At 66.0% G+C, this 25,211-nt stretch carries 21 protein-coding genes; 10 read left to right on the plus strand and 11 right to left on the minus strand.

The window, feature by feature from the left end; all coding sequences use genetic code 11:
- The coding region (locus ACYDAT_RS12170; RefSeq protein ID WP_461450389.1) for a TonB-dependent receptor at positions 1-1,806 on the plus strand (1,806 nt) is incomplete at its 5' end.
- Between the two features lie 202 nt (positions 1,807-2,008).
- A complete protein-coding gene (locus ACYDAT_RS12175) occupies positions 2,009-3,379 on the plus strand; it encodes an MFS transporter (protein ID WP_461450391.1) in 1,371 nt (456 codons plus the stop codon).
- Positions 3,380-3,448: 69 nt separating this feature from the next.
- Here ACYDAT_RS12175 and ACYDAT_RS12180 read toward each other — a convergent pair whose 3' ends face one another.
- Positions 3,449-6,139, minus strand: a complete 2,691-nt coding sequence (locus ACYDAT_RS12180; protein ID WP_461450393.1) for a bifunctional YncE family protein/alkaline phosphatase family protein — start codon at positions 6,137-6,139, stop codon at positions 3,449-3,451.
- A gap of 212 nt (positions 6,140-6,351) precedes the next feature.
- Here ACYDAT_RS12180 and xth point away from each other — a divergent pair, with 212 nt between their 5' ends.
- On the plus strand, positions 6,352-7,116 hold the full coding sequence (xth, locus tag ACYDAT_RS12185) for an exodeoxyribonuclease III (protein WP_461439238.1): 765 nt from the start codon (positions 6,352-6,354) through the stop codon (positions 7,114-7,116).
- Positions 7,113-7,778, plus strand: coding sequence for a UPF0149 family protein (locus ACYDAT_RS12190; RefSeq protein WP_461442006.1), 666 nt, complete (start codon positions 7,113-7,115; stop codon positions 7,776-7,778). The genes xth and ACYDAT_RS12190 overlap by 4 nt, the downstream gene beginning before the upstream one ends.
- 21 nt (positions 7,779-7,799) lie before the next feature.
- Here ACYDAT_RS12190 and ACYDAT_RS12195 read toward each other — a convergent pair whose 3' ends face one another.
- The 4 genes from ACYDAT_RS12195 to secB form a co-directional block, all read right to left on the minus strand.
- Positions 7,800-8,633, minus strand: a complete 834-nt coding sequence (locus ACYDAT_RS12195; RefSeq protein WP_461450395.1) for a pirin family protein — start codon at positions 8,631-8,633, stop codon at positions 7,800-7,802.
- A 127-nt stretch (positions 8,634-8,760) separates the two neighbouring features.
- Positions 8,761-11,778 carry a DEAD/DEAH box helicase gene (locus tag ACYDAT_RS12200; RefSeq protein WP_461450397.1) on the minus strand — a complete coding sequence of 1,006 codons (3,018 nt, stop codon included), beginning with the start codon at positions 11,776-11,778 and terminating at the stop codon, positions 8,761-8,763.
- A 117-nt stretch (positions 11,779-11,895) separates the two neighbouring features.
- The gene (locus ACYDAT_RS12205) at positions 11,896-12,921 is read right to left on the minus strand and encodes an NAD(P)H-dependent glycerol-3-phosphate dehydrogenase (RefSeq protein WP_461439234.1); all 1,026 of its coding nucleotides are present in this window, start codon (positions 12,919-12,921) and stop codon (positions 11,896-11,898) included.
- Between the two features lie 4 nt (positions 12,922-12,925).
- Positions 12,926-13,414, minus strand: a complete 489-nt coding sequence (secB, locus tag ACYDAT_RS12210; protein ID WP_297900035.1) for a protein-export chaperone SecB — start codon at positions 13,412-13,414, stop codon at positions 12,926-12,928.
- Positions 13,415-13,700: 286 nt separating this feature from the next.
- On the opposite strand from secB, the gene rpmB reads away from it, so the two are divergent.
- Positions 13,701-13,937, plus strand: a complete 237-nt coding sequence (rpmB, locus tag ACYDAT_RS12215; protein ID WP_461439233.1) for a 50S ribosomal protein L28 — start codon at positions 13,701-13,703, stop codon at positions 13,935-13,937.
- A 13-nt stretch (positions 13,938-13,950) separates the two neighbouring features.
- The gene (rpmG, locus tag ACYDAT_RS12220) at positions 13,951-14,115 is read left to right on the plus strand and encodes a 50S ribosomal protein L33 (protein ID WP_081126579.1); all 165 of its coding nucleotides are present in this window, start codon (positions 13,951-13,953) and stop codon (positions 14,113-14,115) included.
- Positions 14,116-14,178: 63 nt separating this feature from the next.
- On the opposite strand, the gene ACYDAT_RS12225 is transcribed toward rpmG, so the two are convergent.
- The 4 genes from ACYDAT_RS12225 to pyrE all read right to left on the minus strand — a co-directional run bounded on the left by ACYDAT_RS12225 (position 14,179) and on the right by pyrE (position 18,510).
- On the minus strand, positions 14,179-15,519 hold the full coding sequence (locus ACYDAT_RS12225; RefSeq protein WP_461450399.1) for an O-antigen ligase family protein: 1,341 nt from the start codon (positions 15,517-15,519) through the stop codon (positions 14,179-14,181).
- Positions 15,520-15,523: 4 nt separating this feature from the next.
- Positions 15,524-16,546 (minus strand): glycosyltransferase family protein, encoded by a 1,023-nt coding sequence (locus ACYDAT_RS12230; protein WP_297920131.1) that lies wholly within the window; start codon positions 16,544-16,546, stop codon positions 15,524-15,526.
- A gap of 222 nt (positions 16,547-16,768) precedes the next feature.
- Positions 16,769-17,758, minus strand: a complete 990-nt coding sequence (locus ACYDAT_RS12235) for a glycosyltransferase family protein (protein WP_461439231.1) — start codon at positions 17,756-17,758, stop codon at positions 16,769-16,771.
- A gap of 107 nt (positions 17,759-17,865) precedes the next feature.
- Positions 17,866-18,510 carry an orotate phosphoribosyltransferase gene (pyrE, locus tag ACYDAT_RS12240; RefSeq protein WP_461439230.1) on the minus strand — a complete coding sequence of 215 codons (645 nt, stop codon included), beginning with the start codon at positions 18,508-18,510 and terminating at the stop codon, positions 17,866-17,868.
- A 130-nt stretch (positions 18,511-18,640) separates the two neighbouring features.
- Here pyrE and ACYDAT_RS12245 point away from each other — a divergent pair, with 130 nt between their 5' ends.
- From ACYDAT_RS12245 to ACYDAT_RS12255, 3 genes are all read left to right on the plus strand, one after another.
- Entirely contained in the window at positions 18,641-19,417 is a 777-nt protein-coding gene (locus ACYDAT_RS12245; RefSeq protein ID WP_461450401.1) for an exodeoxyribonuclease III, read from the plus strand.
- A complete protein-coding gene (locus tag ACYDAT_RS12250) occupies positions 19,414-20,694 on the plus strand; it encodes an AmpG family muropeptide MFS transporter (protein WP_461450403.1) in 1,281 nt (426 codons plus the stop codon). The genes ACYDAT_RS12245 and ACYDAT_RS12250 overlap by 4 nt, the downstream gene beginning before the upstream one ends.
- 90 nt (positions 20,695-20,784) lie before the next feature.
- A complete protein-coding gene (locus ACYDAT_RS12255) occupies positions 20,785-21,075 on the plus strand; it encodes a hypothetical protein (RefSeq protein WP_461442009.1) in 291 nt (96 codons plus the stop codon).
- A 9-nt stretch (positions 21,076-21,084) separates the two neighbouring features.
- Here the strand turns inward: ACYDAT_RS12255 and ACYDAT_RS12260 are convergent, their stop codons facing one another.
- Entirely contained in the window at positions 21,085-22,209 is a 1,125-nt protein-coding gene (locus tag ACYDAT_RS12260; RefSeq protein ID WP_461439226.1) for an anhydro-N-acetylmuramic acid kinase, read from the minus strand.
- Positions 22,210-22,216: 7 nt separating this feature from the next.
- Complete coding sequence (locus tag ACYDAT_RS12265; RefSeq protein WP_461442011.1) at positions 22,217-23,539, minus strand: peptidoglycan DD-metalloendopeptidase family protein; 1,323 nt, start codon at positions 23,537-23,539, stop codon at positions 22,217-22,219.
- Positions 23,540-23,837: 298 nt separating this feature from the next.
- Here ACYDAT_RS12265 and tyrS point away from each other — a divergent pair, with 298 nt between their 5' ends.
- Positions 23,838-25,049, plus strand: a complete 1,212-nt coding sequence (gene tyrS, locus ACYDAT_RS12270) for a tyrosine--tRNA ligase (RefSeq protein ID WP_461439224.1) — start codon at positions 23,838-23,840, stop codon at positions 25,047-25,049.
- The last annotated feature ends 162 nt before the right edge of the window (positions 25,050-25,211 follow it).

Below are 25,211 nucleotides of genomic sequence, written 5' to 3' on the forward strand. Positions count from 1 at the left end.
AAGCCGGATGCCTCGGTCACCATGGGGGGTGGCAGCTTCAGCACCTGGTTCTATGGAATTACCGCCAATACGGGCAGCATTGCTGGCGTGCGCAGCCTGATCAGCATTAGTCACAATACCAGCGCCGGTTGGCAGGCCAACTCGGGCAACCGCAACCTCAATATCAATTACTCCGGCGTGCTGCCCTATGCCGATGGCGCGGGCGAACTCTATGCCTACGCGATCTACAACACCAACACGGGCTTCACCCCGCACTCCATCCCGGTGCCACTACTCCAGCAATTCGGCTATGGCTACGGCTGGCCGCTGAGCTGGACCAACAGCTACAACAAGTCTCACGTGGGCACCTACATTCTCGGCGACAAGATGCAGGTCAACAAGGTATTTTCGTTCAACACCAGGTTCTATGCAATCGACAAAGTCTACAACCGTGTCTCCTATGCCAATCCGGCGTTCATCCAGAGCGCGACGCAGCCGTACTCTCTGCCCAATACGCCGGGCTGGTACTTTCCCTATTTGACTCAACTCCCTTACAACCCTGCCGCAACCTTCCCCTTCCCCGTCTCCGCCTGCGTCTTCACGGGCTATCAAACCGTTGGCTGTCCATATATAGCAGGCATTGACTATCACACCTATATGAATAGCGCCCAACAGTTTGGCTTCATACCGCATTTCACGCTGAATCTGCCGCACAACCTGGTGCAGTTCGGCGGCGCGTATTCGCATACCCACCTGTTTTCGGCCGAATTCTGGTACGGCGCCAATCCCATGCCATTGGTCAATGGCTACAACGACGCCTGGTATGAAAACGACACGCGCACTTTGGCATCAGTGTTCGTGCAGGACCAGATCAGCCTGTTCGGCGGCAAGGTGCACGTCACGCCGGGCCTGAAGTACCTGTATGCCAAGACCTATGATGAAGACCAAGTCGGATTCTTCTACCCCATCATGGGCGCCCTACAAGACACGGAGCACTTCACCTCGCCGACGCTGGGCATCAACTGGCGCCCGATACGTCACGTCAGTTTGTATGCCGCGTGGGGTGAGAACATGAAGTTCCCGAATATCAGCGCGTACTACGGCAACATTGGCGAGTCTAACGCTGCCGGAATCCCCGTCGTCGTGCCGCTCAATGTGAAGCCCGAATACGTGCGCGATTTCGAGGTCGGGGCGCGTTACGAGGCACACGGGTTCGAGGGTTCACTGAACGGGTATCGCGAGAACTTCACCAACACCTTCATCTCCGTGACCAACCCCATTAGCCAATTGACAACAACAGTCAATGGCGGCAAGTCGACTTACTCGGGTATCGAACTCGACGCTCAGCAAACCCTGCACACCACCGACTACGGCGACTTCAGCATTTTCGGCAACTTGCCCTTGAACAAGGCTTACTTCAGTTCCAGCTTTAACTATTTCGGCACACAGGTCAATCCCGGAATGCCTTTGGCCAACGTACCCCGGCATCTGGCCAACCTCGGTGTGGGCTGGAAACGGGGGAGTTGGCGCGCGAATATAAATCTGCACTACGCGAGTTCGCAGTACCTGAACCAGCTCACCTCCGGCTTGGCGAGCGCTGTCACGATCCCCGGTTACGCGGTGACGAACTTCGCTATCCGTGACACCCTGGATCTGGGCATGGGTATGCTGAAGAACGTCAAACTTGCGTTGCACATCGACAACCTGTTCAACCGGCATTACGACGTGACCGGCTTTGAATACACCACCTTCGCCGGCAATCCGTACTCGAGCGTGCTGATGGAGGAGCCGCGCGCCTACTTCGCCTCGGCCACGTTCGATTTCTGATCGCGGCAGTTGCGTCGTGCCGGTACTCGCCGGCGCGACGCGGCAATCGGGGCGCTTCGTGCTGTAATCGCCTTCTCCGGAAATGGATGGCTGATGTCCTGAAGCAACCGTCGCATCTTGTCGGCCGTGCGCTCCTGCAGCGGCTCGGGCTGGCTGGCGGATCCCCCGAACCTATTGCCGCATCCGCATGAGGACTGCTTGCATGGCGACACCGAATCCGAGCGCGCTGGACGTGCTCGACCAGCAGCGCTTCTCGCGCTTCCACGCGCGCGCGCTGATCACCGCCGGCATGGGTGTGTTCACCGATGGCTACGACCTGATCTCGATCAGCGTGGTGTTGCCGATGGTGCTGCACAGCTTCGGTGTGGACCGCCTCACCGGCCTGCAGTCGTCCTTGTTGGTGGCCAGCGCGCTGCTGGCTTCGGCGGCCGGCGCGATCGTGTTTGGCGTGATCTCCAACGCCGGACGCAAGCGCTTCTACGGCATCGACGTGACGCTGATGGCCGTCGCAGCGCTGGCGCAGGCGTTCTGCGGCAACATCTGGATGCTGATCGCGGCACGCACGCTGCTAGGCTTCGGCATCGGCGCCGATTACGTGTTGTCGCCGATGATCATGGCCGAGCACAGCAACGCGCGCGATCGCGGCAAGGCGCTGACCGTGGGCTTCTCGCTGATGTGGGTGCTGGGCGCGATCAGCGCGGCGCTGCTGCAGATCGCGCTCGAATACCTGCACGTGCCGCCGGACCTGCAATGGCGCATCACCCTCGGCGCCGGCGTGATCCCGGCCGGCGCGGTGATTTTGCTGCGTCGGCGTTTGCCGGAAACGCCGCGCTACCACGCGCACATCAAGGGCGATGGCGAAGCGCTCAAGGCCGTGCTGGCGCAGGTGGCGGGCGCTGCGGTGGCCGCGCAGACGCTGGCCGAAGTCAGCCTGGGCGCCGGCATGCGCGATTACTTCGCACGCTACTGGCGGCGCTTCGCCATGATCAGCCTGCTGTGGTTCGTGTACGACATCGTCATCTATGCCGGTGGCCTGTTCGGACCGAGCCTGCTGGGCAAGGGCGTGGGCCTCACGCCAGCCGAGTTCCAGTTGGTCAACTCGGCGATTTTCAGCGTCAGCGGTAGCGTGGTGGCGGTGTTGCTGATCGATCGCTGGGGACGCAAGCCCTTGCAGGCATGGGGCTTCGTGCTGATGGGTGCGATGCTCGGCTTGTATGCGTACTCCTATCACCCCGGCATCAGCGCGCCGCTGTGGGGCATCACGCTGTACGGCTTGTTTTTCTTCTTCAATCAGGCCGGGCCGGGCTCGATCAGCGGCGCCGGCATGCTCGGCGTCGAGATGGCCGCCACGCGCGTGCGCGGGCTGGTGCAGGGCCTCAGCGTCGCCGCAGGCAGGCTGGGTGCGGCGCTGGGCGTGTTCGTGTTTCCGCGTCTGTTCCAGGACTACGGACAAAGCTTTGCCGTGGCCTTTCTGGCCGTCACCGCGCTGATCGGCGCGGTGCTCACGCTGGTCGGTATTCCGGAAACGCGTCGCGTCAGTCTGGAGCAGGCCAGCGGCGAGGCGGTGGTCTGACTGCAGAATCGCGGCGGCGAACGCGACCTGAAGCGTGGCGTGGCGTTCGCACGGGAATTCAACGCGTTCTCAATCGCCACCATCGCCGGCGATCAGACTGCTCAGCGGGCGCTGCTGTTTTGCGGCCATGGTGTTGAGCCGCCGCAACAGCGCGGCATAGGCGGATGGACCCTTGCTGGCCAGCCATTCCTGGCGCAGTTGCTCGGGGCCGCTGATTTTCAGCAACGCGGTGGGCGTGTAGCTGCGCGCGGGCGGCAGCGTGTTCCAGGCGATGTGATCGGCGCCGGGCACGTGGTCGACCGGCCAGTGGCGGAACGGTGAATCGGCCGCGCAGTGACCGGGGTTGCGCAGCATCGCGGTCCGCATCGGCAGCACCGGCGCGGGCGCGGCGTCGGGCGTGGCGCGCCAGATGCCACCGAGCACGTGTGCATTGGCGTCCCACTGCGACATCGGCGGAATGTCGGCCACCGCCTCGATGGTGCGCAGCAAGTCCACTTGCGAGAGGTGCTGTGTGTCCAGCACCCCGGACTTGACCCACGGCCCCAGCGCCACCGCGAAAGTGCGGTGCGCGTTGATGTGATCGGCACCGGACTGCGCATCGTCCTCGGTGAGCAGCACCAGGGTGTGCTTCCACTCGGGCAGCTTGGACAGCGTATGGATCACCTCGGCGGTGGCGTAATCATTGTTGGCGACATAGCTGTCCGGACTGGCCATGCACGCGGCACGGCCGGCGGTGTGGTCATCCGGCAGCCAGATGTAGATCACGCGCGGCAGGTGTTTCGCGTGCGCGCGGATCCAGCGATCGGCGATGGACGCGCGCTGCGTATCCAGCACCAGCCGGTCCCAGGCCGGGTAGTTCATCGCTAGATGCGCGCGCAGCGCCGGCGAGATGTCACCGATCTTGTTGCGCGCCGCGAACTCGCCGAAGTCCTCGAAGCTGACGTGGTGCGCGAGCAGATCGTTGAACAGGAACAGGCGCGCCGGGTAGGTGATCCACGGATTGCTCCAGTGCCCGAGCGCACTGAGGTTGGTGTAAATCGCGTAGGGGTTGCGCGCGCCGCGCGCATCGGGCTTGAGCGATTGCGTCCAGCCCGAGTTGGGAATGTAGCCGCGGTCCGAGTAGTACAGGGACCAGGTGCGCTGCAGGAAATCCGAATCGGAACCGGCGGTGGTCCACTGATGGCCTTGCGAGGTCACCTCGCCGTCGGCATAGAAGTTCACGAGCAGCGCGCCGCGCGCGGCCGCGGCGTAGAGGTTGGGCAACTGCCGCGGGCCGTACAAATCCAGCGCGGGATCGGCCCAGTGACCAGCCGCGGGATAGTCGCCCAGATTCTCGTCGAAGGTTTTGTTCTCGCGCAGGATGAACACCACGTGGTGGATGTGCGCATGCAGCCATGCGCTGGATGCGGCATTGGCGGCGGTCAGCGTATCGCGCTGCGTCGGCGTGAAGCCATCGTTGCCCAGCGCCTGCGCGGTCCACAGGCTGGCGTGCGCGGGCAGCTCGCGCAGATCCACGCGCTGCAGCAGGCCATGCATGAAATCGCCCACCCACTGATGCTTAAGATTGGGGCCGCTGCCCATGCCCTTGGCGCTGACCACGTACAGCGCGTCCTTGCGCACCGCCAGCGCGGTGGGATACCAGCCGGTGGGAATCAGCGCCGCGCGCTGGCCGCTGGCGAGGTCGAGCACCGCCACGTCATCGTTGCCGGCGTTGGCCACGAACAGTTGCCCGTGCGCCAGTGCCAGCGCATCGGGATAGGAGCCGGGCGGGGCGTCGGGATACGGCGCGTCATCAAGCACGCGCACGGCCTTCAGGGTTTGCGTATCGACCGCGACGATGCGATCGAGATTGGCATCGGCCACCCACACCAACGGCGTGCCCGGTTGCGCGGCCAGCGCGGTCGGATGCGCGCCGGCGGCGAAACTGCGCGGACCCAGCACCGGGCCGGTGGGCACCGCGCCCAGCATCTTCCACGCCGCGCGGTCGATCACGCTGACACCGTTGCCGCCCCAGTCGCTGACCACCAGACGCTGGCCGCCGTCGGCCAGCGTCACGGCGAACGGATAGCTGCCCACGTTGAGATAGCGCACGGCGCCGCTGGTTAGATTCACGCGCGCCAGACTGTTGGCCAGCAGGCCGGTGACATAGGCGTGCGCGCCGCCAGGGCCGATCACCACGCTGTCCGGGTAGAAATGCCGCGTTTGTTGTTGGTTGCCAGCGTATTGATACGGATACTGTGTGCGCGGAAACGCCTGCCAGTGCAGCGCGTAGCGTCGCTGCAGTCTGAGCGTGCCGTCGTGCGTGGCGAACGCCAGCAGATCGTCGCTGGCGCCCCCGGTGGCATAGAGCATGCCGTTGGCGCCGGAGCTCAAACCCTGGAACAGGCTTTGATTGGGAATCACCGCGCTCACTGGCGCCGACAGTTCGCCGCCGCGGCCCTGCGCCACGTTGGCACCGGGCACCGCGGTGGCGTGCGATTTGCCCAGCAGCGTGCTGATCACGGCGAGCGTGTGCAAATCGTCGGCCGCATACAGGCGCAAACTCTGCAGTTTGTTGGCGCCGCCGTTGAGTACCGCCACATGGCCTTCGGCGACCACCACCTGGGTGGGAAAATTGGGCGTGCTCGTCAGCACGCCGACGGGTGCCAGCAGGCGGCCGCTGGGCAGTTCCGCGGGCGTCGGTTGCGCAGGTGCGGCGCTGGCGCCGCGCGCGAGCAGCAGCAGGCTGGCGACGGTCAGTACGATGGGTTTCGGTGACATGGAAGGCGCCTCGACAGATATCACAACGCTAGCCTGACTCGCGTGCGCGCGCATGACAAACCGGGCACGCGTGGTGCACGTTTTGCATACGATTCTGCAAGCAATCCGGACAAACCGGACAACCTGCCGCAGTTTGCCGGTCATATTCTCGTGCCACAAGCAAATTGCCTTGAGGCTCTGCGCCGCGACGTCCAAGCCCTTAAAATGCGCGCATGAAGCTGGCCTCCTGGAACGTCAATTCGCTGGGCGTGCGTTTGCCGCAGGTGCTGCAGTGGCTTGAGGCCGAGCGCCCGGATCTGCTCGCGCTGCAGGAAACCAAGCTGGAAGACGCGCGCTTTCCCGCCGCCGAATTCTCGACGGTCGGCTATCACGCCGTGTGCAGCGGGCAGAAGACCTACAACGGCGTGGCGCTGCTGGCGCGCACGCCGCCGCGGCAGGTGCTGCGCGAGCTGCCCGGACTGGATGATCCGCAGCGGCGTTTCCTCGCCGCCGACATCGATGGCCTGCGCGTGGTGAATCTTTACGTGGTCAACGGTCAGGCCGTGGACAGCGACAAATACGCCTACAAACTGCGCTGGCTCGGCGCCGTGCGCGCGTTTCTAGAAACCGAGTTGGCGCGTCATCCAGAGCTGGTCGTGCTGGGCGATTTCAACATCGCGCCCGATGACCGCGACGTGCACGATCCGCTGGCGTGGCGCGACCAGATTTTGTGCAGCGCTCCGGAGCGCGAAGCCCTGCAAGGTTTGCTGGCGCTGGGCCTGGAAGACAGCTTCCGTGCCTTGCACGACGACCCCGGTCACTACAGTTGGTGGGACTATCGCCAAGGTGGTTTCCGGCGCAATCTCGGCCTGCGCATCGACTTGATCCTCAGCAGCCGCGCCCTGCACCCGCGCTTGCGCGCCGCCGCGATCGACCGTATCCCACGCACCTGGGAACGGCCCTCGGATCACGCCCCCGTGCTGCTGGAACTGGCATGAACGACGACCCCGCCCTGTCTCTCACTGACGCCGAACTCGACGAGCTGGATCTGTTTCTGCGCCGCCACAACACCGACGATGGCCCGCTGCTGGACGGCGTGCACGGCCTGCTCACCGCGCTGCTGATCGGTCCCGAGCCGGCGCGCCCCGACGAGTGGCTGCCCGAGGTGCTGCACGAGCCCTTCGACGATGCCGCCGAGGGTAACCACATCCTCAGCCTGCTGGCGCGGCTCAGCGATTCGATTCCGCTGGAGATCGAGCACGAGCGCTACGAGCCGATCCTCGGCGAGGTCGATACCGATGAGGGCGACAGCGCGCTCAGCGCCGCCGGCTGGTGCCATGGTTTCGCGCAAGGCATCAACCTGCGCGCCGAGCTCTGGGAGCTGCGCCTCGAGCAGGACGCCGAGCTGATGCACCTGCTCAATCCGGTGGTGGTGCTGGCCATCGAATCCGGCGCGCTGGCCACCGACGATGAAGTCGAGGCACTGGACGATGCCGAATACGACAGCTATCTCGCGCAATTGCCCGAGACGGTCGGGGCACTGGCCGAATACTGGCGCGTGCATCCGCCGACCACGCGCGAACAGGCCGCTACCGGCAGCGCATCCAGCATCGAGTTCCGCGTGCCGCCTGGCCGCCGCGGCGGGCGCTGGCTGCATTGAATCGTCCAGCGCCGCGCCAACTCACATGCGGCCGTTGCGGAAATCCGCGACCGCCTGTTCGATCTGCGCACGCGTGTTCATCACGAATGGGCCGTAGCGCGCCACTGGCTCGTGCAATGGCGCGGCGGCGACCAGGATCAGCCGCGTCGGTGCATCCGTGGCGCGCAGTTCGATCTGCTCGCCAGCGCCGAGCACGCCGAGTTCCTGCGCGGCCAACCACGTGTCGCCAACCTGCACGCTCGCGCCCTCGAATGCATGGACGAACGCGGTGTGCGCGGCCGGCAGCGGCAGTGTGAACGCTGCACCCGCTGCGAGCGCGATGTCCACGAACAGCGGCTGCGTGAGAATGCCCTGCACCGGACCACGCGCGCCGAAGGCCTCGCCGGCGATCAGGCGCACGCTGGCGCCCGCTGCGGGCGTGAGCACGGGGATTTGCTCGGGCGCGATGTCCTGATAGCGCGGCGCGATCATCTTGTGCGTGGCGGGCAGGTTCACCCACAACTGGAAGCCGCGCATCTCGCCGTCGCTTTGCTCGGGCATCTCGGAGTGGATCAGGCCCGCGCCCGCGGTCATCCATTGCGCGCCGCCGGCGACCAGCAGGCCGCTGTTGCCGTGGTTGTCGCGGTGGCGCATGCGCCCGGCGAGCATGTAGGTGACGGTCTCGAAGCCGCGATGCGGGTGCTCTGGAAAACCGGCGATGTAATCGGTGCCGCGCTCCGAGCCGAACGCATCGAGCAGCAGGAACGGATCCAGCATGTCCAGCATCGGCTGGCCGATCAGGCGGGTGAGTTTGACTCCGGCGCCGTCGCTGGTGGGCAGGCCGGGAAGATTGCGAATCAGGTTGCGAGTGCTCATGGCGGTGATTCCGGATGGCGCGCTGCGCCGCTGCTTGCAACATGCGCGCGCTCCCGTCCGCCGCCAAGTGCACCGCGGCGCACGCACTGTGCACCGGCACGCAACAGCGCTGCGCACAGTCCGGCGCTCAGCTGGCGTAGGGTGCCAGCAGCAGATCCAGATCATCCTGACCGAAGCTCAGCCGCTCGCGGCTGCCGCCGCCGTCGAGCACGGCTTCGGCCAACGCGGCCTTGCGCTGCTTCAGTGCCTCGATGCGTTCCTCGACGGTGCCAGCCGCGACCAGGCGATACACGAACACGGGCTTGTCCTGGCCGATGCGGTGCGCGCGATCGACCGCCTGCGCCTCGGCGGCCGGGTTCCACCACGGGTCGTAGTGGATCACGGTGTCGGCGGCGGTGAGGTTGAGGCCGACGCCGCCGGCCTTGAGCGAAAGCAGGAACAGCGGCACCTCGCCAGCCTGGAAGCGGCGCACCGGCGTGGCACGATCGCGCGTGTCGCCGGTCAGCAGCAGGTAGGGAATGCGCAGGCGATCCAGTTCGCGCGCGATCAGCGCCAGCATGCTGGTGAACTGACTGAACAGCAGCACGCTGCGACCTTCATCGACCAGCGCCGGCAGCATCTCCATGAGCAATTCGAGCTTGGCCGATTCGTGCACGCCGCGCGCGGCCTCGAGCTTGACCAGGCGCGGATCGCAGCACACCTGGCGCAGCTTCAGCAGCGCATCCAGCACGACGATGCCGCTGTGCTCGATGCCTCGCTGCACGATCACCTGGCGCAGCTCCTCGGTCAGGGTCAGGCGCAGTCCTTCGTACAGCTCGCGCTGACGACCTTCCAGGCGCACGTTGCGCGTGATCTCGGTTTTCGGCGGCAGCTCGGTGGCGACCTGCGCCTTAGTGCGGCGCAGGATGAATGGCGCGATGCGCTGGTTGAGTCGTGCCTGCGCCTCGGCATCGCCCTGCTTCTCGATCGGCTGACGGTAGTGCTTGCGGAAGCCGTGCTCGTCGCCGAGCAGGCCGGGCACGGTCAGATCGAGCTGCGCCCACAACTCGCCGAGATGGTTTTCCAGCGGCGTGCCGGTCAGCGCCAGCACGCGCGGTGGCGCCAGCTCCTGCAATGCACGGCGCGCGCGCGTGCGCGGGTTCTTGACCTGCTGCGCCTCGTCCAGCACCGCCAGCGTGAACGCTTCGCGACGCAGCACGGCGACATCGCGCGGCAGCAGGGCGTAGCTGGTCAGCACCACATCGTGTTGCGCGATGCGCTCAAAGTGTTCGCTGCGCTGCGCGCCGTGCAGGGTGAGCAGGCGCAGATCCGGGGCGAAGCGCGTGCTTTCCTGTTCCCAGTTGGGGATCAGACTGGTGGGTACCACCAGCAGCGCCGGCGCCGGCAGCTTGCCCTGCGCTTTCAGCGTGAGCAGATGCGCGAGCAGTTGCACGGTCTTGCCCAGACCCATGTCGTCGGCCAGCACGCCGCCCAGACCGGCTTCGGCCAGCGCGTTCAACCAGCGCAGACCTTCGCGCTGATAGGGACGCAGCTCGGCGCGCAACGTGCTCGGTGGCGCATCGCTGGCGGCGGCGGCGGTACGCAGCAAGCGTTGAGTGAAATCGGCCAGCTCGGCCGGCGCCTCCAGCGGCCGCTCAGCCGGCAGCGCGCTGCGTAGTTCGGCCAGACGTCCGGCCTGCACGCGTGGCAGCAGCAATTGCGGGCGCGGCCGATCCAGATACTCGGCCAGCGGCGCCAGCAGCGCGCGCAGCGCGGACAGGCGCACCGGAATGCGGCGGCGCGCATCCAGCGGCGCGTACCACACCGCGTCCTCGGGCTCGTGCGCGGCCGGGGAAAGACTGATTTGACGCTCGGCCAGCGCCTGCGCCACCGCCGGCAGCAGGTTGATGCGCCGACCGTCCAGTTCCAGCCCCACCTCCAGCGCGAACTGCCGTTGATCGGCGCTGGGTATGGCCACGCCGTACCACTGCGGCGCGCCGTCCAGCACCTCGAACGGAAAGCTGGGCGCGTAATCGAACTGCATGCCCTCGGCTTCGAGGCGCGCGCGCAGCGCCAGCCAGCGCGCTGGTGTGTTGACCTCCAACGCGCCGGTGTGGCCGGCGCCGGGGAACATCCATGCGTCCTCGGGCAAGGTGTCGGCCAGATCCCAGGGCAGGCCTTCGGTGTCCACCGCCGGGGTGAGACCGACGGCTTCGAGGCGTTCCATCGCGGCCAGTTCATCGGCACGCTTGCGCGCGATTTCCACCAGCTTGCCCTCGCGCACGCGCCGTACCAGCCCTTCGCCGCCGCGTCCGGGCAGGCGCTCGCCGCCGTACTCGAAACTGAGCCGTGCATAGGCCGGCGGCGGCGCGCCGGCGGCGAGGCGCGCATGGCGGGTGAGCGCGTGCAGGGTCAGCACCGGTCTGGGACTAAGTTCGGCGCGCGCCACCGCGGCGAATTGTTGTGGCGCTGGAATCTGCCCAGCCCAGCGCGTGCCCGGCAGCAGTGCTGCCAGCGCGGCGCTGGATTCGGGCGGCAACGGCGGCGCATCGAGCAGCACCGCGGCATCGGCTTCACCTTCGAGTGGGCACAGGTTGGCGTGCTCGGCATCCAGTACCCACAGCGCGCCGATGCGCAGCAGGCGCTGGCCGGGACGCAACGCAGGCAGCAGGCGCTGACGCCCATCGGCTTCGATCTGCCAGTGCCAGCGCAGTGACTTGCCAGCGCCGCGCTGCATGTGCAATCCGGCGACGCCGCCGAACAGGCAGGGGGCGCTGTCCAGCATCTCGATCAGCAGCGCGTCGCCGAGCGCACCAGCGAGGCGCGCATAGCTGCGCCCCTTGCGCGCCACCTGCGGCAGGCCCAGCAGGCTCGCCGCCAGACGCTGCTGCGGCAGGCTCAGGCCGCCTTGCCCAAGGCGCTTGGCATCCAGCGGCAGCGGCCGTGCGTAGCGACTGTTGCCGAGCGCGGTCAGCAGCACTGGCGCCACGTCCAGCTCGGCCGCGGCCTGGCCATCCGCGGTAGTCAATTCGAGCAGGAATCCGAGCACGCCGGCAGCGTCCGGCGCTGGTGCGTGGCTGGCGAACAGCCGCCGCCAGGCGGCCGGCAGGCTGATCAGTTCCGACGCAGCGGCCGGCGGGTGTATGCGTGAAGGCGTGCTGCCCACGGTCTCGTTCCAGGCGCCCGGCGGGCGCCAAACCTTTCGAGCTTAGCACCGTGAGCGACGGCTGCAGCGATGTTCGCGACCTGTCCGCGCCGCTCACGGGATCGGCGTCGAATCCGCTCAGCGTGACTCGAACAGCCCGGCCGGATACTCGGGTTTCTGTTCGCGCGCCAGCAGTGCGCGCAAGCCTTCGCCCGGCGTCATCTCGCCGCGCAATACGGCGCGCACGTGGAAGCTGATCGGCAGATCCAGATCCCAACGCTCGGCCAGGCGCACCACCTCTTCGGCGGTGAGCACGCTCTCGACGACCTGGCCGATCTCGGCCAGCGCCTGCGCCAGCGGCACACCGCGGCCCAGCGCCATGCCGAGGCGGCGGTTGCGCGACAGATCGCCGGTGCAGGTCAGCACCAGATCGCCCAGTCCGGCCAGGCCCATCAGGGTTTCGGCGCGCGCGCCCAGGGCCATGCCGAGGCGCAGCATTTCGTTCATGCCGCGGGTGATCAGTCCGGCGCGCGCGTTCAGGCCGAGCTGCATGCCGTCGGCGGCGCCAGTGGCTACGGCCAGCACGTTCTTCATGGCGCCGCCCAGTTCCGCGCCCAGCACATCGGCACCGGAATAGGCGCGCAGCGCCGGTCCGTGCAACAGCGCGGCAAGCTGTTGCGCGAACGCGGTATCGAGCGCGTGCACGGTCAGCGCCGTGGGCAGACCCTGCGCCACTTCGCGTGCGAACGACGGGCCGGTGACGACTGCGGCCGGGCGCCCGGGGAAGCGCGCGCCGACCAGTTCGTGCAGAAACCGCCCGGTACCCGGCTCGAAGCCCTTGGTCGCCCAGGCGATGCCGGCTTGCGCCGGCAGCGGGGTTTCAATCTGCTCCAGCAACGTGGCGAAGGCGTGGCTGGGCACCACGATCAGCACCACGTCGACGTCGGCCAGCGCGCGTGCCAAATCATGCGTGAACGCCAGTGTGTCCGGCAGTTCCAGCTCCGGCAGATAGCGCAGGTTGCGACGCGCTGCAGCCAGCGCCGTCATCTGCGTCGCGTCGCGACCCCACAGACGGGTTTCGGCGCCGTGCCGCGCCAGCACGGCGGCCAGCGCCGTGCCCCAGGAGCCTGCGCCCAGGACCGCGACGCGCGTGGTGTCGCTCATCGCCTCAGACGTGCGCGGCCGGCGCTTCCGGCATCGCCTGGCGGCGCTGCTGCTCGGCGTACAGCGCGTCGAAGTTGACCGGCTGCAGGAAAAATGGCGGGAAGCCGCCGTTCTGGATCAGATCGGAGATCACCTGGCGCGCGTACGGGAACAGCACGTTGGGGCAGTAGGCGCCAAGGATCGCCTCGCGGTTGGCCTGATCGAAGCCGGTGATGCCGAAAATGCCGGCCTGCTGCACTTCGGCCAGATACACGGTACGCTCGTCCATGGTGCAGGTCAGGGTCAGCGTCAGCACCACCTCATAAGCGCCCTCGCCCAGCTCGGCAGCCTTCTGGTTGAGGTTGAGCTGGATCTGCGGCTGCGCGTCGCTGCGGCCCATGTCCTGAAACACCTGCGGCGCATTGGGTGCCTCGAAGGACACATCGCGCACGTAGAGTTTCTGCAGCGAAAGCTGTGGCTGCTCGGCCTGGCCGTTGGTGAGGGTCTCTGCCATGGTTGGACTCCGTATGCTTGAAAGGATGTGTGGGAACAAAGGCCGGAAATCATCCCACAGCAGCGCCTGCGCTGCACCTGTGCGCAAGCGCCTGTTGCCTGCGCAACCGCAAACTGGCTAAGCTATCAGGCTGTATTACGCCGGCCTATGCACTTGTCCTGGGTCGCCTGCGCGACGCGATGCGCGGGTTTGCGGCACAACTTCCGGCATCGCGTGGCCCGCAGGGGTCGCCGGGCCGCTGCCGCCCTGGCCAAGGACGGCATTCATGTCATCACCGGAGATTCCGATGTCCCGCGTCTGCCAAGTCACAGGCAAGGGTGTGCAGGTCGGCAACAACGTCTCGCACGCCAACAACAAAACCCGCCGCCGCTGGTTGCCCAATCTGCACGAGCGCCGTTTCTGGGTGCCCAGCGAGAACCGCTGGATCAAGTTGCGCGTTTCCAGCCACGCCCTGCGCATCATCGACAAGAAGGGCATCGAAACCGTGATTGCCGAGCTGCGCGCGCGCGGCGAGAAGATCTGAGGAGTATCCAGCCATGGCATCCAAGCGCGACAAGATTCGTCTGACGTCCTCGGCCGGCACCGGTCATTTCTACACCACCGACAAGAACAAGAAGACCACGCCGGACAAGATGGAAGTCAAGAAGTACGACCCGGTCGTCCGCAAGCACGTGATCTACAAGGAAGGCAAGATCAAGTAGGCCAGCACGATGGGCATGCCAACGCTAAAGCCTGCATTGCAGCAGGCTTTTTGCTGTCCGGCATCAGCCGGATGCTCGAGGTAGCATCGGTTCACCGCCGCGCCAGCGCAGCGAGACCGCCATGGCGCAGCCCAGCACGATTTCCAGCGGACCGCGCATGTAGCCGTTGCTCCACGCCAGATAGTCGAACAGATTGACGGTGAGCAGCACCACGCACAGCGCCAGCAACAGCGCCAGTTGCGGGCGTGCATCGATATCGCGGCGCCAGGCGCGCAGCAGATCGCGTAGCGGCAGCAGGAACGCCGCGCCCAGCAGCAGCAGGCCGATCAGTCCCATGCCCGCGGCGACCTGCAGCGGCGTGTCGTGCAGGTGCGGCGGCACGTAACCCTGCCAGGCGATGCCGTGGGCGGCGATGGCCGGCTGGATACTGGCCAGGCCCCAGCCGAGCATGGGGCGCTGCGCAATCATGTGCACGGCAAAGCGCCATAGTTCCAGACGCAGGCCGACGGAGGGCGCGGCGGCGGAGACGGCCCCCCCGTCGAGCACACTCAGCGCCGCGGTGCCGCCGCCGTCGAAACGCTGCAGCACCGCCGGACGCGCCACATAGGCGATCAGCGCGAAGGTCAGCACGCCCAGCCCGATCCAAGTGCGCCAGCGCAACGCACTCACACTGCGTCGCGGTGCGCGGCCAAGCACGAACAGTATTGCGGCACCGGCGACCGCGGCCAGCCATGCGCCACGTGATTGCGCGAACAGCAACACCAGCAGTGCCGCCAGCGTCAGCAGCGCCCACGCGTCGCTGCGCAAGCCGGTCAACTCGGGTGCGAGGTCATCGCGCCGGCACAGCCATGCGCCACACATGCCGATCAACAGCACCAGCGCTGCAAAAGCTCCGGTGAGATTTTCCGCGTAGCCCAGACGCAGGCGCAGTGTGCCCGCGGTCAGCGCATCCAGATGCAACCAGGGCAACTGTGCCAGCGCCCACAGCAGCCAGCCCAGCGCCATCAGCTTGAGCACGCGCATGATCCACTGCGGATAGCGCGCCAGCCACCAGCCGAACACGCAGGCATACACCAATACTTTCAGCGGTTCGGTGCTAAGCGTGAGCTGGCGCGCGTAACCCAGTTGCGCGCCGGGCTGCGCCACCAGCGCAGCCTGCGCCAAGCAGTACAACAGCAGCGCGAGGATCAACCACGGCACCGGATGTCGGCGCAGCGTGCGCCACGGCAGCGCGCCGCTGAGCAGAAGCGCCAGCAGGGCCAGCGCCGCGGCGGTGCTGGATTGCAGCGGTTGCGGCAGGTTGGATACGGCGGTCAGCGCGGCCAGCGCCAACGCGCCCAGTCCCAGCCACGTCTGCCAAGGCTGGCGCCGGCGCGCGCGCCAGTACGCAATCAAATACGTCATGCCCTCAGCGCAAACTGCGCTGCAGCGCCGCGCCCACGCGCTGATCGAAGGCGTCGCGGTTGCGCTCGAAGCAGGCGCGGGCGTTGTCGCTGATCCGCCGCAGCGCGTGCGCATCCAGGCTCAGCGCGTAATCCACGGTGCGCTCCAGCGCACGCTCATCGAAGTAATAGCGTGTGGCCAAACCCATGGGCTCGCGCCGCACATAAGGCACCAGCAGCCCGCATTCGGGCGTGATGCGTTCGTTCATCGGCGGCGCATCCACGGTCAGCGTCACTGCGCCGACGCCCAGTGCCTCGACCAGATAATGCCCCCAGGCGTCGGCTTCCGAGGTGCAGACATGAAACTGATGACTATTCTGCAGACGCACCAATTCATGCAGCGCCTCCGGTCGTCGCGGATCGAGGTAGCCGATACGGTGGTCGATGTTGGCTGCTGCGGGCGTCTCGATCGCCTCGCTGGGATGCTGCAACACGGTCAGTCGCGGCCATTCAGGGTGTCGGCGCCACAGCGCGAGCAGACGCTGTGTGCCCTTGGTGCGGCTGCCGCCGGCCAGATGCAGAAACTGGCGCTGGCGTGGCACGTCACGATCCAGGCGATCCTCGCTGTGGAAACCGACCAATTGCGCACTGCAGCCCAGCGCCTGAAAGATATCCAGCGCATCGCGGCTTTTGGCCCAGACCGCGTCGATGCTGCCGATGCGGCGCTGGTCGTGACGATCGAACCATTCCGGGTTGGGCAGCACGGCGTTGCGCTGCGCCAGCGGGCGCTGTTCGGGCCACAAGTGCTCGAACATGATGTTCAGATCGAAGCGTGGCGCGGCCAGATGTCGGCGCAAGCTGCCGGCCAACAGACGAGGCGCCTGCAGGCAAGCGGCAACACCACGACGACGACGACGACGTTCGCTGTGCGCATCAAGGCGCGTGGCGTAGACCTCACATCCGTTGTGGCGCAGTGCGCCCGCCAACAGGCGAAAGTCTCGACTCAGACCAAAGCCGTTGTCACGGTAGACCAGATTGACACTGGCCATGATGGCTTACTCCTTTGCAAACCACAGCATCCTTACAGCCGCCCCTGTCTCCGCAACGATCATGCACTGGCGCGATGACCGCTGTGTGATTGCACGCTGAATGCTAGTGATGGTGCGCGCAATTCACAATGTACGTTTTCATTACAAAGTCACGATATATGTGATTTACGACACGATTGTGGGCAAGAGCGCAAGGCCATTAGAGTGAATCGCGCTGTTGCTTCAGCGCGACAACGCCTGCAGCGCGGTATCCACGCGCTGCGGAAACGCGCGCGCATTGTCCTCAAACCAGACGCGCGCAGCGCCGCCCAGGCGCGCCAGATCCGTGTCGCTCAGGGCCATGGCTTGCGCGATGGTCTGCTCCATCGCGGCGTCATCGAAATAATGCGTCGTGGCCAGATTCTGGCGACCGCTGCGTGTGCAAGCCACGCGCAAGCCGCGCGTGGAGGTGATGAACTCGTTCATCGGCGCGGCGTCGGTGGTCAGCACCACGGCGCCGATGCCCATGGCCTCGACCAGATAATGGCCATAACCCTCGGTTTCGGATGGGCACAAGTGGAACCAGTGCGCGTTCTGCAGGCGCTGCAATGCGGTATCGTCGAGGTAATCGATGCGATGCTCGATGTTGGCCGCGGGCGCGCATGGCGTGGCGCTCTTGGGGTTCTGTATCACGGTCAGGCACGGCCATTCTGGATGCTTGCACCACAGTGCCAGCAGGCGCTCGCTGCCTTTGTTCTGGCTGCGCCCAGCGAGGTGGAAAAACGCGCGCTCGCGCGGCACCGAAACATCACGCCGGTCCTCGCTGGTGAAGCCGGTGTAGAGCACGCGCTGGCCGAGTCGCTCGAAAATGGCGACCGCATGTTGCGTCTGCGCGAACACGGCGTCGATGCGCGGCAGTAGCGCGCGGTCGCTGTCGAGGAACCACTCCGGATGCGGCAGCAGCACGTTGCGCCGCGCGGCCGGCAGGAACTCGGGGCGGATGTGCTCGATCAGCAAATTGACGTCATGACGCGCCCAGCCGCGATCGCCAAGTGCGTGATTCCATGCGTTGCGCGTGCCCAGCTCGATGCGCCGCCCCAGCTTGCGCCAATTGCTGCGGCGCAGGCCGGTCATGGTGACGTCGTGGCCGCTGGCGCGCAGCGCGCCGGCCAGCAGGCGCAGATGCCTGGAGAGGCCAAGGCCGTTGTCCCACGCGATGACGTTGACCCGCATCAGCTGAATCCGGATTCCGCGCGCTGGCGCGAGCAAAGACTCATGATAACCGGCCGTTGGCCATCGACAAGCGATGTGTTGCGCATGTCGCGGCTGGTGTCATGTGTTCAGGCGACGCCGTAGCGCGCGCGATACGTCGCCAGCTCGGCGCCGATCGTGGCCAACTCGGGCTGCGCGCTCACGTAATCCATGATCTCGTTCAAACCGACGATGGCCAGCACCGGCAGACCGTGTTCGCGGGTCAGCTCCTGCGCCGCCGAGCGCGTGCCCTGGCCACGTTCCTGACGATTCAACGCGATCACCACGCCAGCGGGCGTGGCGCCGTGCGCGCGAATCAGCGCCAGCGATTCGCGCACCGCGGTGCCCGCAGTCAGTACGTCGTCGATCACCAGCACGCGCCCGCTCAGCGCCGCGCCGACGATCACGCCGCCCTCGCCGTGATTCTTGGCTTCCTTGCGGTTGTAGGCCAGCGGCACATCGTGGCCGTGGCGCTCGGCCAGGGCGATGGCCGTGGCCGTGACCAGCGGAATGCCCTTGTAGGCGGGGCCGAACAGCATGTCGAAACCCACGCCCGAGGCTTCGATGCAAGCGGCGTAAGCAGCGCCGAGTCGCTCCAGCCTGGCGCCCGTGGCGATCTGCCCGAGGTTGAAAAAGTAGGGACTTTGCCGTCCGGATTTCAGCGTGAAGCTGCCGAAACGCAGCACTCCGGCGGCGTGCGCGAGTGCAAGAAAGTCCTGCTGATAAGCATGCATGGTGAGGGCCGCTTGACAAGTACTGACATTATCGAGGCGATGGCAGGGCGACGCATCCATGACCTGCGTGCGTTGACTTGGCGCGCATCGGCGAGGCATGGTCGCGCCTGCTTCGCAGTCGAGCCCACGCATGCGCATCCTCTCCTTGAACGCCAACGGCATCCGCTCGGCCGCGCGCAAGGGTCTGTTCGAGTGGCTGCCGACGCAGCAGGCCGATGTGATGTGCCTGCAGGAAACCAAGGCGCAGGAAACGCAGCTTGATGTCGCGCATCGCCCTGCGGGTTATCACTGCCACTGGCACGACGCGCACAGCAAGAAGGGCTACAGCGGTGTGGCGGTGTTTTCGCGGTGCACGCCGGACGCGGTGCTGGATACGCTGGGCTGGGAGCCGTTCGACTGCGAAGGGCGCTATCTTGAAGCGCGCTTCGGTGCGCTCAGCGTGGTGTCGCTGTATCTGCCCTCGGGCTCCTCCGGCGAGTTGCGCCAGGGCTTCAAGTTCGAGGTGATGGCGTGGTTCGCCGGTGTGCTCGATGGTTGGCTGCGCAGCGGCCGCGATTATGTGCTGTGCGGCGACTGGAACATCGTGCGCAGCGCGCTGGACATCAAGAACTGGAAATCCAACCAGAAGAACTCGGGTTGTTTGCCCGCGGAGCGCGCCTGGTTGAATGAACAGGTCGAGCAACGCGGCTGGGTTGACACCTACCGCACCCTGAAGCCCGACGCGCAGGAATACACGTGGTGGTCGAACCGTGGCGAGGCTTACGCCAAGGATGTCGGCTGGCGCATTGACTACCAGCTGGCAACACCGGGTTTGCGCGAGCAACTGCGCGCCTGTCAGGTGCATCGCAGTCCGCGCTTTTCCGACCACGCGGCCTACGCGGTGGATTACGACGTGGATTTGCGATGAGCGCCGCGCGCGGCTTGCGCGCCACATTGATGGCCTTCGCCCAGCCGGCGGCGCTGACGCTGTTTTTTTTCGGATTCTCCTCGGGCCTGCCGTTTCTGCTGATCGGCTACACGCTGTCCGGTTGGCTGAAGCTGGATCACGTCTCGCTCGATGACATCGGCCTGATCAGTTATATCGGCCTGACTTACTCGTTCAAGTTTCTGTGGTCGCCGGCGGTTGATCGCATCCCGCTGCCGCTGCTGCGTCGTCTGGGGCAGCGCCGCAGTTGGCTGCTGCTGGCGCAATGCGCGCTGGCTTTGGCCTTGCTGGGCATGGCGCAGGTCACCCCGCACGCGCAGCTGCCGCTGTTTTTGCTCATCACTGGATTGGCCGCCTTTGCTGGCGCCACGCAGGACACGGTGATCGATGCCTATCGCATCGAGATCGCCCCGCCCGAAATGCAGGGCGCGCTGGCCTCGACCTACATTTTTGGTTATCGCGTGGCGCTGATTGCCAGCGGCGCCGGTGCGCTGGTGCTGGCGCAATACGCCGGCTGGAGCGCGGCCTACCGCATCATGGCGGCACTGCTGCTGGTGCCGATCGCGACCACGCTGCTGGCGCGCGAACCGGCCGCGCGCCGCGCGCGCGCGGCCAATTGGCGCGCGGCGCTGGATGATGGCGTGATCGGTCCGTTCCGGCAGTTCTTCGAGCGCTTCGGGGCGAATCTCGCGCTGCTGCTGCTGGCGTTCATTCTGCTGTTCAAGATTTCCGACCAGATGCTGGGCCCGGTGGCGCTGCCGTTTTATCTGGATGCCGGATTCAAGCTCGTGCAGGTAGCCGAGGTTTCAAAGCTTTACGGCGTGCTGGTCGGGTTGGCAGGCGCGTTCGCTGGCGGTGCTGCGGTACTGCGTTGGGGCGCGGAGCGCTGCATGCCGTGGGCGCTGGTGGCCGCGGCGCTGTCGAATCTGCTGTTTTTGCTGCTGACACTGCACCACGGCAGCATGCCGCTGTTCGTGGTGATGATCTCTGGCGACAACTTCTCCACCGGCTTGCTGGGCACGGTCGCGGTGGCGTTTCTGTCGGACCTCACCGATCACCGCTACACCGCAACCCAGTATGCGCTATTCAGTTCCTTGACCGTGCTCAGCGGCAAGCTGATCGGTGGACTCTCGGGCTTCATCGTCGGTGCGGTGGGCTTCAGCGGATTTTTCATTTTTTCATGCGTGGCCACACTGCCGGCGTTGCTGCTGTGGTTCTGGGTGCGCCCGCGCTTGCTGCGACACCACGTCGCGAACTGAGCGCGTCGCGTCGTGGCGGTTATCGCTGCGCTCGCGCCGTGGCAGAATCAGGATACAGGGGGCAGGACTCATTCATCGGGAGCCAAGCCCGTGCCGGATATTGTGGTGCGCCATATCGACGAAGCGCTGGCCGAGCGCATCAAGGATCTGGCGCTGGCGCGCAAGTGGTCGCTCAACGACGTGATCCTGCACGCGCTGCGTCATGGCTTGGGCATGGCCAGCAGTGATCCGTTCACTGGGCGCGAAGTCGAGTTCGGCCGGCAGATGGGCGCTGGGCTCAGTACGGGCGAGGATCGCGCATTCAGTGAGGCGCTGGCGGCGCTGGCCGATGTGCCGGCCAGCCAATTTGCACGCAAGCCCGAGGACGACGCGCAGCGTTGACGGCGCCGTTTAGTGCAGTGCGTGCGTTGCCGGCCAAGGCGCATGCACCGCGCCCAGCACGCGCGGCCCGCGCGCGCCGGTGACGCCGGGCAGGTTGCCGGGTCTGCCACGTAGGCGTTCCCGCGCCAGCCAGGCAAAGGCCATGGCTTCGACGAAATCCGGGTCCACGCCCGCGTCGGCGGTGCTGCGCAGCGCGCAGGGCAGGGCTTGCGCCAGCGCGCGCATCAGCACCGGGTTGTGCACGCCGCCGCCGCAGGCATAAACCGCGTGCGTGTCCGGCGCATGCGCTGCGAGTGCGGCGGCGATGCTGTGCGCGGTCAAGGCCAGCAGCGTGGTTTGAACATCGGCCACAGCCAGCGTGCGGCCCGCCAAGTGTGCATCCAGCCAGCGCAGATGAAAATATTCGCGTCCGGTGCTCTTGGGTGCGGGCAGAGCGAAATAAGCGTCGTCCAGCAGTTCGGCCAGCAGCGCCGCATCCACGTTGCCGCGGGCCGCCAGCGCACCGTCGACATCGCAGATCGCGCCACTATGGCGCTGGCACCAGGCATCCAGCAGCGCGTTGGCCGGCCCGGTGTCGAAGCCCCGCACACCGCCATTGGCATCCAGCAGGGTGAGATTGGCGACGCCACCGAGATTGAGCACCGCGCGCGCCTCACCCGGCCGCGCCAGTAGCGCCGCATGCAGAATCGGCAGTAGTGGCGCGCCTTGCCCTCCGGCAGCGACATCGGCACGGCGGAAGTCGGCTACGGTGACCATGCCAGTGCGTTCGGCGATGACGCTGGCATCGCCCAGTTGCAGCGTGAACGGATGCGGGCCGTCGGGGCGATGGCGCACGGTCTGACCGTGCGAGCCCAATGCGCGCACGGTGGTCATGCGGGTGCCTGCAGCACGCAGCAAATCCAGCGCGGCGATCGCGAAAGCTTCGCCAATGCGGACGTCCAGACGACCGAATTGATCAAGCTCGACGGCGTCGTCGCCCTGCGCCAGCGCCAACACATCGGCGCGTAGCTCGGGCGCATACGGATACGTGGCCGCACGCAGCAGATGCACCCCGTGGCTGAAGTCCACCAGCGCCACGTCGATGCCGTCGGCGCTGGTGCCCGAGATCATGCCCAGATACAGATCGGTGCTCACCCGGCGATCATCTGGCGCTGGCGAGGCGCGTGCCGCGGCCGTGCGCTTGCTCGATCTGCACCAGCATCGGCGCGATGCTGCGGCGGAAGGCCGCGAGCTGCATCCTGGGTAGCGGATCGGGTTTGGGCAGGGTCACCGTGAGTGGATCGCGCTGCGTGCCATCGACGCGGAACTCGTAGTGCAGATGCGGTCCGGTGGCGAGGCCGGTCATGCCCACATAGCCGATCACCTGACCCTGGCGCACGCGCTCGCCCTTGCGCAGGCTGTTGGCGAAGCGCGACATATGTCCATAGGCGGTGCTGATATCCCTGTTGTGACGGATCAGCACGAAATTGCCGTAGCCGTTTTCCCAACCCTTGAATTGCACCACGCCATCGCCGGCGGCGTAGATCGGTGTGCCCGTGGGCGCGGCGTAATCCACGCCCTTGTGCGCGCGCATGCGCCCGAGGACGGGATGCAAGCGCGCCACCGAGAAGCGCGAGGAGATGCGCGTGAAATCCACCGGCGTGCGCAGGAACGATTTGCGCATCGGGCGCCCGTCCTCGCTGTAGTAGGTCACGTTGCCGTCGGGCTGGGTATAGCGGAACGCGGTGTAACGGCGTCCGCGATTGACGAACTCGGCGGCGATGATGTTGCCCGGGCGCAGATACTCACCATCGCGATAAACGTTGTCGTAAATCACCGAGAAACTGTCGCCGGCGCGCAGATCCTGTGCGAAGTCGATGTCGTAGCCGAACACCTTGGCCAATTCCAGCACCATGGCATTGCTCATGCCGGCGCGGCTGCCGGCATCGAACAGTGAATCGTTGATCACGCCATGCGCGACGCGCGTCCAGCGTTCAAGCTTGCGCGGCTGCACGTTCTCGGTGGCGCGATTGCCATAGAACTGCAGGGTCACGCGCTGCGTTTCATCGCGGTCGTAGCGCATCGCCAGCAACTCGTCGTGCGCGCCGCGCAAAAACTCGAAGTGCTGACCGGGGCGGATGCGCGCCAGCCCGGACTGGCCGTTGTCAGCGTCCAGTGCGCATTGTAGGTCGGTGGCGTTCAAGCCTTGCTGTTTGAACAGATCGGCCAGTGACTGGCCGGGTTGCACGGTGGCCTGCTGCCAGACGGGTTCCTGCGCGAGCGTGTCGGCTTGATCCTTGGTCAGGCTTGGCACGGCCAGCGGCAATTGCAGGCGCGGGCCCTGCGCGGCGTGCTCGCGTTGCAATGTGGCCCAGGCCGGCAGGATGGCCAGCGCCAGCGCCACGGCGGTGAGCACAACGCCCGCGAGCACCCAGCGATGACGCTTGCGCACCAGCAGCGCCTCGCGCGCACGCCGAGCAGCCATGATGCAGTAGCGCAGATGTCGCCGTGTAGCGACGGCACGCATCGTGAAACGGCGCGCGCCGCGAGCAAGCTGGTGATCGCCCATCCCCGGGGCTCCATCGTGCGGAAATCGGGGGGTACCATAACCATCTGGGTAAAACCGCGTCAACGTATTGTTTGCAAAGGCTTTGCGCGCAGCGCGCGGTTTAACTCACAATTAACCCCATTCAGCGTTCGCTGAATCCCACGTCGCGTCGTCCCCGTGCTCCATGACGGAGCTTTGACGACATAGGGCGACAAGTTCCGATCACGAGGCCGACATGTCCGAACACGATCACGCATTGGCGCAGATTCGCCGTGGCGCCGAAACCATCCTCAAGGAAGATGAACTGCGCGCGCGTCTGGCGCTGAGGCGTCCGCTGCGCATCAAGGCTGGCTTCGATCCCACGGCGCCTGATCTGCATCTCGGCCACACGGTGCTGCTCAACAAGATGCGGCAGTTCCAGGATCTGGGCCATCAGGTGATTTTTCTGATCGGCGATTTCACCGGGATGATTGGCGATCCCACCGGCAAGAACGTCACGCGCAAGCCGCTCACGCGCGCGGACATCGAGGCCAACGCGCGCTCCTACGCCGCGCAGGTGTTCAAGGTGCTCGATCGCGAACGCACCGAGGTGCGCTTCAATTCCGAGTGGTTCGATCGCATGAGCGCGGCCGACATGATCCGCCTCGCCGCGCAGCACACCGTCGCGCGCATGTTGGAGCGCGACGATTTCGCCAAACGCTACAAGATACGGCAGCCGATAGCCATCCACGAATTTTTGTATCCACTGGTGCAGGGCTATGACTCGGTGGCGCTGGCTGCCGATGTCGAACTCGGCGGCACTGACCAGACTTTCAACCTGCTGATGGGGCGTGTGCTGCAGGAGCGCTACGGGCAGCCGGCGCAAATCGTGCTGACCATGCCGCTGCTTGAAGGGCTCGACGGCATCAACAAGATGTCCAAGTCACTGGGCAACTACATTGGCATCGATGAGCCGGCGATCGACATCGTCAGCAAGACCATGAAGATCGACGACACGCTGATGTGGCGCTGGATCGAGCTGCTCAGCTTTGACATCGATGCAGACGAGGCGCAGCGACTGTATGCAGATGTGGCGACAGGTGCGCTCAATCCGCGCGACGTCAAATTGCGTCTTGCGCGCGAACTGGCGGCGCGCTTCCACGACGTCGTCGAAGCCGAGCGTGCGCTGGCCGGTTGGCATGCAGCCGTGCGCGGCGAGGGCGACATCAGTGCCTTGTCGCTGCAGGACATCGCCATTCCGGCCGAGGGCCTGCGCCTGCCGGCGCTGTTGACGGCAGCGGGACTTACGTCCAGCAACTCCGAGGCGCATCGCAAGCTGCGCGAGCGTGCAGTGCGTATTGATGGCGAGACGTGCGAGGACGCCGCGCGCGTGTTTCCGCCCGGGTTTGAGGGTTTGCTGCAAGTTGGCAAGCGCGGCTTCGCGCGCGTGCGACTGTCTGCACGTTGACGATGCGTGGCGCGTATAACGCCAATTTCGGCGCACCTGCCGGTTACCCATGGGGGGTTGTGTAGGCTTGACGGGTAGGGTCGCGGTTCTGTGCGGTTCTGTGCGGGGTGTGGGTTGTGAAGCGCGGCTGTGGGTGGAGAAGTGGGCGCGGAGGGAGTTGAC

This window comes from Metallibacterium sp. (assembly GCF_054637675.1).

Bases quoted from the DNA above. Each gene is read 5' to 3' on its own strand.
- rpmB (WP_461439233.1), top strand. From the start codon at position 13,701: ATGTCCCGCGTCTGCCAAGTCACAGGCAAGGGTGTGCAGGTCGGCAAC.
- ACYDAT_RS12245 (WP_461450401.1), top strand. From the start codon at position 18,641: ATGCGCATCCTCTCCTTGAACGCCAACGGCATCCGCTCGGCCGCGCGC.
- ACYDAT_RS12265 (WP_461442011.1), bottom strand. From the start codon at position 23,539: ATGGCTGCTCGGCGTGCGCGCGAGGCGCTGCTGGTGCGCAAGCGTCAT.
- ACYDAT_RS12205 (WP_461439234.1), bottom strand. From the start codon at position 12,921: ATGAGCGACACCACGCGCGTCGCGGTCCTGGGCGCAGGCTCCTGGGGC.
- xth (WP_461439238.1), top strand. From the start codon at position 6,352: ATGAAGCTGGCCTCCTGGAACGTCAATTCGCTGGGCGTGCGTTTGCCG.
- ACYDAT_RS12195 (WP_461450395.1), bottom strand. From the start codon at position 8,633: ATGAGCACTCGCAACCTGATTCGCAATCTTCCCGGCCTGCCCACCAGC.
- ACYDAT_RS12250 (WP_461450403.1), top strand. From the start codon at position 19,414: ATGAGCGCCGCGCGCGGCTTGCGCGCCACATTGATGGCCTTCGCCCAG.
- pyrE (WP_461439230.1), bottom strand. From the start codon at position 18,510: ATGCATGCTTATCAGCAGGACTTTCTTGCACTCGCGCACGCCGCCGGA.
- tyrS (WP_461439224.1), top strand. From the start codon at position 23,838: ATGTCCGAACACGATCACGCATTGGCGCAGATTCGCCGTGGCGCCGAA.
- secB (WP_297900035.1), bottom strand. From the start codon at position 13,414: ATGGCAGAGACCCTCACCAACGGCCAGGCCGAGCAGCCACAGCTTTCG.
- ACYDAT_RS12235 (WP_461439231.1), bottom strand. From the start codon at position 17,758: ATGCGGGTCAACGTCATCGCGTGGGACAACGGCCTTGGCCTCTCCAGG.
- ACYDAT_RS12180 (WP_461450393.1), bottom strand. From the start codon at position 6,139: ATGTCACCGAAACCCATCGTACTGACCGTCGCCAGCCTGCTGCTGCTC.
- ACYDAT_RS12225 (WP_461450399.1), bottom strand. From the start codon at position 15,519: ATGACGTATTTGATTGCGTACTGGCGCGCGCGCCGGCGCCAGCCTTGG.
- ACYDAT_RS12230 (WP_297920131.1), bottom strand. From the start codon at position 16,546: ATGGCCAGTGTCAATCTGGTCTACCGTGACAACGGCTTTGGTCTGAGT.
- ACYDAT_RS12190 (WP_461442006.1), top strand. From the start codon at position 7,113: ATGAACGACGACCCCGCCCTGTCTCTCACTGACGCCGAACTCGACGAG.
- ACYDAT_RS12175 (WP_461450391.1), top strand. From the start codon at position 2,009: ATGGCGACACCGAATCCGAGCGCGCTGGACGTGCTCGACCAGCAGCGC.
- rpmG (WP_081126579.1), top strand. From the start codon at position 13,951: ATGGCATCCAAGCGCGACAAGATTCGTCTGACGTCCTCGGCCGGCACC.